Origin of the sequence: Anabaena sp. 54, from assembly GCF_017355725.1 — a bacterium.
Classification (GTDB): Bacteria; Cyanobacteriota; Cyanobacteriia; order Cyanobacteriales; family Nostocaceae; genus Dolichospermum; species Dolichospermum heterosporum.
On sequence record NZ_JAAVWA010000027.1, the window covers coordinates 58,282 to 70,051 of the forward strand.

An 11,770-nucleotide genomic window follows, 5' to 3' on the forward strand; every position below is an offset into this window, starting at 1 on the left:
TTTGTGTGATTATTATTTAGAGGGAAGAAACTCAACGTTATCAGGCAGAAGGAAATAAATTTTTCATGTCAATGATTATAGCAGAAAAACTCAATAAATTCTATCCTGTATCCACAAAACAACCAGGTATTCAGGGAACAATTAACCATTTTTTCCGTCGCACCTATCGCTCAATTCCTGCCGTTCAGGATATCACTTTCACCATTGAAACCGGAGAAATAGTGGGATTTTTAGGTCCTAATGGTGCTGGCAAAACTACCACCCTAAAAATGCTAACAGGATTAATTCATCCTTCTGAAGGTACGGTTAAAGTCGGTGGATTTATTCCCTTTAATCGTCAAGAAGCATTTTTGCAAAAAATCACCTTAGTGATGGGACAAAAACAGCAATTAATTTGGGATTTACCGGCATTAGATTCTCTCAGAATTAACGCCGCAGTTTATAATATTTCTGATAAAGAATTTCAACGTCGAGTTGGAGAACTAACAGAAATGCTGGCTTTAGAAGGTAAATTAACCCAACCCGTCCGCAAATTATCATTAGGTGAACGGATGAAAGCTGAACTGTTAGCAGCACTTTTACACCGTCCCCAAGTTTTATTTCTAGATGAACCAACTTTAGGATTAGATGTTAATGCTCAAGTAGGAGTGCGTAACTTTTTAAAAGAATATAATCAGCTATATCGAGCCACAATATTATTAACAAGTCATTACATGGCTGATATTACAGCTTTGTGTGAACGGGTGTTATTAATTCATCAAGGAAAACTCATGTACGATGGTAGATTAGATGGATTATTAGAAAATTTTGCTCCTTATCGAGAAATTCATGTCGAATTAGCTCAAGAATTACCACTAGAAAAACTTATGTCCTATGGTGATGTGCAAATGCTAGAAGGAAGAGCAGTGAGATTTATTGTCCAACAAGAAACCATGACTCGCACTGTTTCTCAGATTTTAGCCGATTTAGAAGTGATAGATTTAACAGTTACAGAACCACCAATAGAAGAGGTAATTGGTAGGGTTTTTCAAAGAGGATTTAACCATTGATACCTATGAAAAAAATTGTTAAAAAATCCTTAACTTTGCTATCAGTATATTATGCTAATCTGCTGGAATATAGATCCGAATTAATCTTCTGGGTTTTAGCTGGTTCTTTACCAATTATCATGATGGGTATTTGGATGCAAGCTGCTGATAGTGGTAAATTTGCTTTTAAATCTGTAGACTTCGCTCGATATTTTTTCGCAGTTTTTCTGGCTAGGCAAATCACCGTTGTCTGGGTAATTTATGATTTTGAAAAAGAAGTATTGGAAGGTAAACTTTCACCAAAATTATTACAGCCTTTAGATCCGGTTTGGCACCATGTTGCCAACCATCTGGCTGAAAGAGTCGCTAGAATGCCTTTTGTATTGCTTTTAGCAGCACTCTTTTTTGTTCTCTATCCTCAAGCCTTTTGGTTGCCAAGTATAACTAACTTATTTCTATTTATCTTAGCAGTAATTATGGTTTTTGCTTTAAGATTTATCATTCAATATACCTTTGCTATGTTTGCATTTTGGACAGAAAGAGCCGCAGCTTTGGAAAATTTATGGTTGTTGTTTTTTGTATTTTTATCAGGTTTGATAGCACCTTTAGATGTTTTTCCAGAAAACATTAGAAACATAGTTATGTTCACACCTTTTCCTTATATGATTAATTTTCCAGCTAGTATTTTAGTAGGACTACCTGTAGATTTAACCAGAGGATTTCTATCAATCTCAGGTTGGTTTCTTATATTTTTTGGTGCCAATCGTTTTTTATGGCGCAGAGGACTGAAAAAATATTCAGGTATGGGAGCTTAATAATTCGTAATTTAATTTCCAGTTTATACGGTGATTATAACTCACTGAGGACACAAAAATCTCTATATTCCTGATCTGTCACCTATTTCCTCTCCAAATATACAATTTATTTTGCCAGACTAAGTAGGTGAACACAATAAAACCAAACTGTGTAAAGAAACGTAAAATCGCCCAAACCCTCTTCACTCTTGCCTCTTGCCTTTTGCCTTGCCATAACGACAATTTTCAACGCCAACCTACTTACTTATTTATTAACCTTGAGGGGAAACATTAACTACAATAAATTAGTCTGTTAATTAACAGCCGCAAAAAATTTGTTGATCAGCCTATGACTATCATGCGTAACCCCATTAATCCAGAGAATAAATTGTCAGGTTTTAGTATTATCAATCCTGCCAAAATGTTTATAGGCATAATTGCTGCTTTTCCCATTGCTTTAAGCTCATCAGCAAAAGCTTTAGAAGTACAAGTATTACCTAAAAATCCTCAATTGGGAGATACAATTTCCGTTGTCATTGAGGCAAATACCCCAGAAAAAACCAGCAATCCTACTGTAACAGTGGGGGAAAAAATATATCCAGCCTTTGAAATTGCACCTCGTAAATATCGTTCTTTTGTGCCTACAACTCCCTTAGAAAAGGCTGGAGTGAGAACCATTAAAGTTTCCGAAAATGGACAAGAACAAAATTTATCAGTAAAGGTGCGCGATCGCCAATTTCCCGTTCAACGGATTACCCTACCACCTGGAAAAGCTGGAGTTAATGCTACCGAGTACGAACTCAAGCGCGTAAAAGAATTAAAAGCCCTACAGACACCAGAAAAATATTGGAATGGTGCTTTTCTTACCCCCAATGCTGGGAGAACATCCACTAAATATGGAGTCCGTCGTTACTACAATGGTGAATTTGCCAAAGACTACTACCATCGTGGACAAGACTACGCAGGTGCAGTGGGTTCAACCGTAATTACCCCAGCGGCTGGACGAGTTGCTTTAGTGGGTAAAGTATCCCAAGGATTCCGGGTTCATGGTAATGTAGTAGGCATTGATCACGGTCAGGGAGTTATCAGCATTTTCATGCACCTAAGTCGTATAGATGTCAAGGAAGGTGATTTTGTGCAAGCAGGGCAAAAAATTGGTGCAGTCGGTTCAACTGGTGCATCTACTGGACCGCACTTACACTGGGGTTTGTATGTGAACGGACAATCTGTTGATCCATTACCGTGGAAATCTCGGACAATTGATTAAGTTGCGAACCTGATGACTTTCTCAACCCAAAATACCTATTGACACTCTCAGGGAAATATTGTCTGTTTTCGGAATCTTAAACAAGCCACTGATAAGGCGATCGCCCTATTCTCAAATAAGGACACTCTCAGCGGCTTTAGCCACTGAGCTTTATGCTTACCGAATATTCCCGTAAAACCCGCCTGGGAATGATAGCGTGGCGTTTCTGGGCGGGGCTGTCAGCCAAACAAATAACCTATCTATCTGTAGCTTAAGTTGACACCAATTTTTATTGTGTTCACCTACTTAGATTATCAGCGGTGATATCTTAAATGTTGATTAGGAACTCAAAATTTGGGAAATAAAATAATTCTCAATCTGGAGGGTTTCTAAAACAGAAAGTATCTTTGTGCCATTGGTAAAATGGTTGCTGGTTCACAAGTTAATAATTCACCATCTGCGCGAACTTCGTAGGTTTCTGGATCTACTTCAATTTCGGGTAAAGCATCATTTAATTTCATATCTCGCTTAGTGATTTGACGAGTTCCTGAAACTGCGATCGCTAATTTCCCTAGTTTTAATTGTTGAGGAATTTCTCTGGACAAAGCAGCTTGAGACACAAAAGTTAATGATGTCGCATTTCTAGCACCCGCAAAACTGCCAAACATCGGTCGCATATATACAGGTTGGGGTGTGGGAATACTAGCATTAGCGTCACCCATCTGTGACCAAGCAATCATGCCACCTTTAATCACAATTTCCGGTTTGACACCAAAAAAAGCAGGTTTCCACAAACACAAATCGGCTAATTTTCCCGCTTCTACTGACCCCACATATTCAGAAATACCATGAGTGATTGCCGGATTAATTGTATATTTAGCAACATAACGTTTGGCTCGTAAATTATCGGCATGACTATCACCAGCAAGGCTTCCCCTTTGCACCTTCATTTTATGTGCCGTTTGCCAAGTCCGAATGATTACCTCACCGACACGCCCCATTGCTTGGGAGTCGGAAGCAATCATACTAAACGCGCCTAAATCGTGAAGAATGTCTTCCGCAGCGATCGTTTCTCGACGGATACGGGATTCAGCAAAAGATACATCTTCAGGAATAGCTGCATCTAAGTGATGACATACCATCAACATATCTAAATGTTCATCTAGAGTATTGACAGTGTAAGGACGGGTAGGATTAGTAGAAGATGGCAAAACGTTACTTTGTCCACAAACCTTAATAATATCTGGTGCGTGTCCTCCTCCAGCCCCTTCTGTATGGTAGGTGTGAATAGCACGATGCTTAAAAGCGGCAATTGTATCTTCCACAAAGCCGGCTTCGTTTAAAGTATCAGTATGAATTGCTACTTGCACATCATATTCATCAGCAACGGTTAAACAAGTATCAATTGTGGCTGGATTTGTTCCCCAATCTTCATGGAGTTTCAATCCCATCGCCCCGGCTTCAATTTGTTCTATTAACCCTTGAGGTTGACTGGTATTACCTTTTCCTAAAAATCCTAAGTTAACAGGGAATGCGTCAGCAGCTTGCAACATTCGGTACATATTCCAGGGTCCAGGAGTGCAAGTCGTGGCATTTGTTCCCGTAGCTGGTCCTGTACCACCACCAATCATGGTAGTAATACCGGAAGCAATAGCGACTTCAATTTGTTGGGGACAGATAAAATGGATGTGGGTATCAATTCCCCCCGCCGTCAGAATCATTCCCTCACCAGCTAAAGCTTCTGTTCCCGGTCCAATAATAATATCTATATTGTCTTGAATATAGGGATTACCGGCTTTACCAATTTTGTGAATTTTCCCCTCTTTAATGCCAATATCTGCTTTGACAATTCCCCACCAATCGAGGATTAAAGCATTTGTAATCACTAAATCTACAGCCCCATCCTGATTAGAAATAGGAGATTGTCCCATCCCATCTCTGATGACTTTTCCGCCACCAAATTTTACTTCATCACCGTAGGTTGTGAAGTCTCTTTCTACTTCTATAAATAGTTCGGTATCTGCTAATCTAATTTTATCGCCTACTGTTGGTCCGTAGGTTTCGGCGTAGGCTTGGCGGTTCATTTTGTATGTCATAGTTTATCCTTTTTTTTATCACGCAGAGGCGCAGAGGCGCAGAGAGAGTTTTAGAGGTTTCCGTCAATTTTATTGTTGAATCCGTAGATTTGACGACTACCAACTAGGGGAATTAATGTTATTTCTTTTTCGTCTCCTGGTTCAAATCTGACGGCTGTGCCGGCGGGAATATCTAATCGCATTCCTCGTGTTTTTTCTCTGTCGAAGTTTAAAGCAGTATTGACTTCGTAAAAGTGAAAATGTGAGCCTATTTGAATTGGTCTATCTCCCGTATTTGCCACTACTATTTTAGTAGTTGGACGACCTGCATTTAATTCTATTTCTCCAGATGGGGTAATGATTTCGCCTGGTATCATAATTGAGTTTTTCCTCTTTTAATTTATATTGCCAAATTTTCTAAGAATTGTACAAATGGTTTGAATGCTTGAGGGCATAGTTCGGCTATATCTTGATATCTTGCACTTTCTAATATTCTTCGTGCATCTACAGAACCTTTATATTTATTACCACATTCTCGAAAAATTTTTTCTACAATATCTTTCGGTGGAATATTGTGATTTTGTTCCTCAACTGGTTTTGTCCATGTTACAGAAAGAGAGTTCACGCCCAGTACAGTTATTAATTGGGATTCAGCAGCTAAAATTAAGGATTCTAAATCATGTTTAAAGCAAAAAACTCAAAAACGCTCTTTTAAGCGATTATCATTAATTCCTTTAGACTCTAATACCTGATTGAACGTATTTGAAATCCCATTTTCTAGTTCTTCAATTGTTTCATGTTCAAAGCCTTTATTTTTGGGATATAGGTCTGGCATAATTACCACAATTGAATCTGGCTGATTGCAGATAATATTGACTGCTTTAGTTGGTGTCTTTGTTAATAAATCTTTCTTAGCATCTCCTCCTTTATCATTATCATTTCCCTTAACTGCAAAAAATTTGATACTAATACCTTGCTGTAATTTCTGGTCAATTAAAGGTGCTAATAGTGCCTCCATTGCATATTTATCAGATGTCCCCTCTACATAAATTTCAACTCTCATGGAAGTCTCTCTAATTCATCGCTACGGTGTAATTGTTCTAATTCATCTGCACCAAAATCATCAAGCATATCAATTAATACCGGAGAATTTCCAGGTTTAATAAATTTTGCTTCCCCTTTTTCTTTTCTGAGTACGGCAATTTGCGAAATAGCAAATTGTGTGAGAAAATAAGACGAATGCGTTGCTAATAAAATTTGAGTGCGTTCAGAGGCTTTTTCAAATAAAGCAGCCAAAACAGGTAATGTCCGAGGATGAACACCTTGATCCGGTTCATCAATACATATTAAAGATGGTGGATTTGGGTGTACACATAAACAAATCCAGCAAATCAAACGCAAAATTCCATCTGATAAATCAGCAAGACTTAACTCATCATCAACACCTGATTCTCGCCAAAAAGCGATCACTTCTCCTGGTCCACCACGTGCTTTTACTGTTAAACCTTTAAAACCAGGAATTACAGAACGTAAATGTTGTTGTAATTCATCAAATGCTGGACGATGTTCAGTCATTAAGGAAAAAAGAACTGAACTTAAATTACCTGCATTTTCATGTAAAATCGGTTCTTGTTCAATGGGAACTGATTGACGAATTTTCTGACTTGCTATATTGAAGGAACTATAAAATCTCCAATCACGAATATATTCACGTAAGTTATATAATGCTTCCAGTGATGGATTTGTCATTGCATTTAGCGTCAGTTGATTAGAACGCTTTAAAGCAATATCCTGTGTTAATTTATCTGATGTTAATGTTGTAAATCCTGTTTCTCCAGGTTCTCTAATTACACCTTTATTACCTTGAATATCCATATATATGTATGGACTACTGTATCTATCACTAAAAGGTTGAGATGATTCTACTCTTTCGTAGGAAACTTGAGTTCGACCAACCGGACCCATAAGTTCTCCTAGATATCTAATACCAGTTGGAAGACCTGTATCAATTTCAATGTCCCATTGGAACTTAGCTAGTCCTGGAATATGAAAAATCTGCTGACCAATAGAACCAGAAATAATTTCTGGAGGGATATCTTGATAAAGACTATCTCGCAAAAATTTGAGAAATTCAAAAAAACTTGATTTACCAGCACCATTAGCACCAACAATAATTTCTAGTGGTTGTAACTGTGCTTCAAAATTTCTAAAAGGACGATAACCTTGAATATTAACTGATTTTAATCTCATATTGTTTTTCCTAGATTTGTACCTTCTCCTATTTTAATCTTTTCTAACGAATCGGATTATGTACAGTTACCAACTTTGTACCATCAGGAAATGTGGCTTCTACTTGAACATCATGAATCATTTCTGGTACACCTTCCATGACATCATCACGAGTTAATAAAGTCGTGCCATAACTCATTAAATCTGCCACAGTTTGACCATCTCTTGCACCTTCCAAAATAGCAGCAGAAATAAAAGCGACTGCTTCAGGATAATTCAATTTTAAACCTCTATTTTTCCTTCTCTCCGCTACTAAAGCAGCAGTAAAAATTAATAATTTATCTTTTTCTTGGGGTGTAAGCTGCATTGTTCTCTCCTCTGCGTTCTCTGCGTCTCTGTGGTTCGTTTAAATTTGCCAGACTCTAGGAATACAATTACCACGATTTAGACAAGATACTCGTAACATTTGCCAAATATTTGTAAACCAACTCCTGACTTCAGATGTAGAATTACCACGATATCGGCACAAAAATCCATGTTGTAAGCGAGTTACCCCAGCATCAGAGTTTTGAATAATTAAAGAACGTGCTTGGTTGATGATTTCTGGAGATAGAGGAAAACCAACACAAATAAAACTACCAACAACGGGATGTTCTCTTAAACCATGAGGACTGTGAAATACTTTTTCGTTGCCGGGAACGATTTGTCTATCAATCCATAAGGGAATATCATTTTGCCAGATTTCCGTGTGCGATCGCATCTCTCCCTCTAAAAACTTTTCGCCCCTAGCACTTCTACCAAATCTCGTAATTTCCCAGCCTAAATAACTCGCACCTGGAGCTAATTCTACCCGCAAATCTTGGCGGTAAATTGCTCCATTAAATAAAATTGTTTCTTGGGGCAAATATTCTAAACAAGCATGAGCATCAACTTGGATATTTACGGTTTGTCTTGCTTGTAAGCCATTACTGCGATATATTTTACCAGCAGCGGCTGTAGTAATCAAGGCGTTTGTATAGGGTTGGAGGTGAATATGAGAGGATAGGCGATCGCCCCCCACAATGCCCCCAGCAGTGTGTAAAATCACACTATGGCAAATTCCTTGTCCTTCCGGGTAAAAGGGGCGTTGTACCTTTAATGGGGCTTGATGGTGGTTATAAATTAACTGAGTGGAATCTCGGCGATGACCGTAAACTAAGTTAAGTTGACCATGCCAACCCTGTATTGTCTGAGAGTTATCAATCATTTATAGGGTAGAGTAAAAATCAAGCGCCTGATTTATTCGGTTTAACATATTATTCAATATTTATGACAATATTTTGGTTAGCATTAGCTGGAATTGTAGGATGGTTTGTCAGTTTACTAGCAGGTGGTGGAAGTGCATTAATCCTTATGCCCATTGTAGGTATATTTCTAGGGGCTGTAGCTATTGCTCCCGTAATTACTATTAGTGGGCTATTTGGAAACAGTGAAAGAGTATTTGTGTATTGGCAAAAAATTAATTGGGATGTTGTTAAATGGGAGTTACCCGGAGCAATTTTTGGCGGAATTTTGGGAGCTTTTACACTGACAAAACTTAAATTAGATTGGTTAAGTATTTTAGTTGCTATATTTCTGATTTTTTCGGCTGCTAGTTACTTTTTTAAAAATGAAGAAAAATCTTTCACAGTCAAAGCTTGGTATTTTCTTCCAGCAGGTTTTGTTTATGCTTTTTTATCAGGTTTGATAGGGAGTATGGGGCCTGTATTAGCTCCTCTTTATATTAACTATGGCTTACAAAAAGAAGAATTACTAGCAACTCAGGCAACAAATCGAGTGATTGTTCACATCGTTAAAATCTTTGTCTATGGTTTTCTTGGCGCGTTCAAACTGCCATATATTGGTTATGGAATTGTCCTGGGTTTAGCTGCTATACCTGGTAACTGGTTAGGACATTTAGTTCTCCAAAAAATCACTGAAAAACAATTCCGGCGACTGGTTATCTCCTTTGTTCTGTTCAGTGGAATGCTAATTTTATGGCAGCAACGAGAACTATTAGTTTTTTGGTAAAACCACTTTCAATTTAATTTTGCAACTTGATTTGATTAAACTAATTTTTTAGTTCTATAATTTATTGTAGATGCCTAACTTAGTATCAATATGGCGGTATGCACTCGAATGAGATACAGTCAGTAAATCGAAAACCCTGTAGGGGCGCAGGGACTGCGCCCTCGATTGTATTTCATCCAACCAATAACTGCTATAGCAAGTGTTAAGCCTACATCTTAATTTGTGAGGTTTTAAATATGGTTGCTTCTCCCCAAATCTACATCACTCCAGAAGAATATTTAGAATTAGAAGAAAACAGCCCCGTCAAGCATGAATATATTGATGGATATATTTACGCAATGGCTGGCGCATTAGATGCTCATGTTACCATTGCTGGAAACTTGTTTGCACTACTGCGTAATCATGTGCGTGGTTCTGGTTGTCGAGTATATATTTCTGATATGAAAGCCAGAATTGAATCTTTAAATAGATTTTTTTATCCTGATATTATGGTAACTTGCGATAACCGTGATCAAGAAACACTAGGATATAAAAGATTTCCTTGTTTAATAATCGAAGTTTTATCTGATTCTACCGAAAGATTTGATCGAGGTGACAAATTCGCTGATTATCAAACTATAGAAACTTTACAAGAATATATTTTAATTAATACGAAAAAACCGAGAGTTGAATGTTTCCGCCGCAATGAAGATGGATTTTGGGTATTACAGTTTTATGTGGGACAAGAAACTTCATTTCAATTACACAGCATTAACTTTGCAGGAACAATGAGGCAACTTTATGAAGATGTAGATTTTCCGCCTCCAGCGTAATTTTCCCCAATCCAAAATCAGAAATTTTGGACTTTAGACCTTAGATAAATCATCCAAAATCCAAAATCCAAAATCTAAAATTGTTTAAGCCATTTGATTTTCAATCGCCCAACGTGCTAATTCAGTACGGTTGTGGAGATTGGTTTTGCCCAACATATTGGACACATGGCTTTCAACAGTTCGCTGACTGACATTTAATTCTTCAGCGATTTCGCGGTTTGCTAAACCCCTAGCGACAAACTGGACTACTTTCAGTTCCGTTGGGGTTAACTGGACATCGAAAGGAACTTGGATGCGAGAACCGCTGTCCCCACCCTTGGTTTGATGTTCTTTCCAACGCACAGTTTGCTTGAGTGAGGATTCTACTTGTGCTACGAGTTCTTCAGGTTCAAAGGGCTTGATCATATATACGTCAGCACCTTTATTTAACCCCTTAACTCGGTCTGCACTTTGACCTTTAGCTGAGAGGAAAAGAACGGGAATCCAACTAGTTCGTTCAGTCTTGCGGACTTCTTCGACAAAAGTGTATCCGTCCATTTCCGGCATCATCACGTCACAGATGATCATATCTGGAACTTCGGTTTGTAGAAGATCCAGAGCTTCTCTGCCATTTGCAGCCGTGATGACTTCGTAGCCCCGAAACTCTAAGTAATCCTTCACCAGCAAGATGAGGTTAGGGTCATCATCAATAAGTAGAAGTCGTTTGTGGTCTTTCATGCTGGGTTCTTTCATAACAGTGGCACTTCTTGCGCTTCGATCCATTAAGGTATTGATATAGTTATCCCGTATGTTGGATGACTTCGGATGTTGTCTTTTTTCCCACTTAACTTACTTTAACTCCCCGAAGTCTTAAAAGTGTTAGTTACTTTCAACAGACTTGCAAGTGAATGGAAAAAGTCTAGTAAGGATACGTATAGCAGTAGTCTTTATAATGCGCTATTATAGATCCATTTGAAAGTTGCAGGCTGAAAACCCTGATAAAATTATTGTCATTGTGAATAATCACAAGTCAGTATTTTTCAAGATGACCCTAGCTCAAAACTCGCCCGCGCTTTCATTGGTATACTGCTGCTTTACTTATCCTTCGGATGTGAAGCCTCTATTTAGAGGTTCAAAATCAACCGGGGAATCTTTTGGACAAGTATGGGTTAAAAATATAGATTTCTTCACCATACTCGTTGCCAATCTACTGGTCTTGGATGACCTACTCTAATGACTTCTGGATTTAATTGGCGATACCAGACCCCATCTAGGTAAACTACTATTATCGTTCTAGAACAACAAACACGCAAGTTTTTGACTTGGGCTGTGAAGATGCCTATGGAATAACTATGTGTTAACTGATGGGTTGATCGCTCTCCCAGTCCTTGTTAACAACATTACCAAGTTCTAGACTAGCCGATTTATAACAGAATTGAGCATTTATCTGTTTTGGGTAATGGGTAATTGGTAATTGGTAATGTTCCCTGTTCCCTGTTCCCTGTTCCCTGTTCCCTGTTCCCTGTTCCCTGTTCCCTGTTCCCTGTTCCCTGTTCCC

General features: G+C 38.2%; 12 protein-coding genes and 2 pseudogenes. 5 read left to right on the forward strand and 9 right to left on the reverse strand.

All coding sequences use genetic code 11. The features are described from left to right. The first annotated feature begins 65 nt into the window (after positions 1-65). The 3 genes from HEQ36_RS20085 to HEQ36_RS20095 all read left to right on the forward strand — a co-directional run bounded on the left by HEQ36_RS20085 (position 66) and on the right by HEQ36_RS20095 (position 3,089). On the forward strand, positions 66-1,049 hold the full coding sequence (locus HEQ36_RS20085) for an ATP-binding cassette domain-containing protein (RefSeq protein ID WP_168635850.1): 984 nt from the start codon (positions 66-68) through the stop codon (positions 1,047-1,049). A gap of 5 nt (positions 1,050-1,054) precedes the next feature. Next, positions 1,055-1,843 (forward strand): ABC-2 family transporter protein, encoded by a 789-nt coding sequence (locus HEQ36_RS20090; RefSeq protein ID WP_168635849.1) that lies wholly within the window; start codon positions 1,055-1,057, stop codon positions 1,841-1,843. A 337-nt stretch (positions 1,844-2,180) separates the two neighbouring features. Continuing rightward, on the forward strand, positions 2,181-3,089 hold the full coding sequence (locus tag HEQ36_RS20095) for a M23 family metallopeptidase (RefSeq protein ID WP_233455488.1): 909 nt from the start codon (positions 2,181-2,183) through the stop codon (positions 3,087-3,089). A 368-nt stretch (positions 3,090-3,457) separates the two neighbouring features. Here HEQ36_RS20095 and ureC read toward each other — a convergent pair whose 3' ends face one another. From ureC to HEQ36_RS20130, 7 genes and pseudogenes are all read right to left on the reverse strand, one after another. Next, positions 3,458-5,164, reverse strand: coding sequence for an urease subunit alpha (gene ureC, locus HEQ36_RS20100; protein ID WP_039202053.1), 1,707 nt, complete (start codon positions 5,162-5,164; stop codon positions 3,458-3,460). A gap of 50 nt (positions 5,165-5,214) precedes the next feature. Next, positions 5,215-5,520, reverse strand: coding sequence for an urease subunit beta (locus HEQ36_RS20105; protein WP_168635848.1), 306 nt, complete (start codon positions 5,518-5,520; stop codon positions 5,215-5,217). Between the two features lie 23 nt (positions 5,521-5,543). Beyond that, positions 5,544-5,822 (reverse strand): annotated as a pseudogene (locus tag HEQ36_RS20110) (hypothetical protein); the annotation flags it as partial. Positions 5,823-5,840: 18 nt separating this feature from the next. Beyond that, positions 5,841-6,206 (reverse strand): hypothetical protein, encoded by a 366-nt coding sequence (locus HEQ36_RS20115; RefSeq protein ID WP_168635847.1) that lies wholly within the window; start codon positions 6,204-6,206, stop codon positions 5,841-5,843. Then, a complete protein-coding gene (locus tag HEQ36_RS20120; RefSeq protein ID WP_168635846.1) occupies positions 6,203-7,393 on the reverse strand; it encodes an AAA family ATPase in 1,191 nt (396 codons plus the stop codon). Before HEQ36_RS20120 ends, HEQ36_RS20115 begins: the two co-directional genes overlap by 4 nt. Positions 7,394-7,436: 43 nt before the next feature. Next, on the reverse strand, positions 7,437-7,739 hold the full coding sequence (gene ureA / locus HEQ36_RS20125) for an urease subunit gamma (protein ID WP_027403120.1): 303 nt from the start codon (positions 7,737-7,739) through the stop codon (positions 7,437-7,439). Between the two features lie 39 nt (positions 7,740-7,778). Next, on the reverse strand, positions 7,779-8,618 hold the full coding sequence (locus HEQ36_RS20130; RefSeq protein ID WP_039202045.1) for an urease accessory protein UreD: 840 nt from the start codon (positions 8,616-8,618) through the stop codon (positions 7,779-7,781). Positions 8,619-8,680: 62 nt separating this feature from the next. On the opposite strand from HEQ36_RS20130, the gene HEQ36_RS20135 reads away from it, so the two are divergent. Continuing rightward, positions 8,681-9,421: a sulfite exporter TauE/SafE family protein gene (locus tag HEQ36_RS20135; RefSeq protein WP_168635845.1), complete on the forward strand. Its 741-nt coding sequence runs from the start codon at positions 8,681-8,683 to the stop codon at positions 9,419-9,421. A 236-nt stretch (positions 9,422-9,657) separates the two neighbouring features. After that, a complete protein-coding gene (locus HEQ36_RS20140) occupies positions 9,658-10,233 on the forward strand; it encodes a Uma2 family endonuclease (protein WP_053540841.1) in 576 nt (191 codons plus the stop codon). Positions 10,234-10,317: 84 nt separating this feature from the next. On the opposite strand, the gene HEQ36_RS20145 is transcribed toward HEQ36_RS20140, so the two are convergent. Together HEQ36_RS20145 and HEQ36_RS20150 are read right to left on the reverse strand one after the other, a co-directional pair. Then, positions 10,318-10,995 (reverse strand): response regulator transcription factor, encoded by a 678-nt coding sequence (locus tag HEQ36_RS20145; protein WP_168635844.1) that lies wholly within the window; start codon positions 10,993-10,995, stop codon positions 10,318-10,320. A 574-nt stretch (positions 10,996-11,569) separates the two neighbouring features. Then, positions 11,570-11,770, reverse strand: a pseudogene (locus HEQ36_RS20150) (hypothetical protein); the annotation flags it as partial.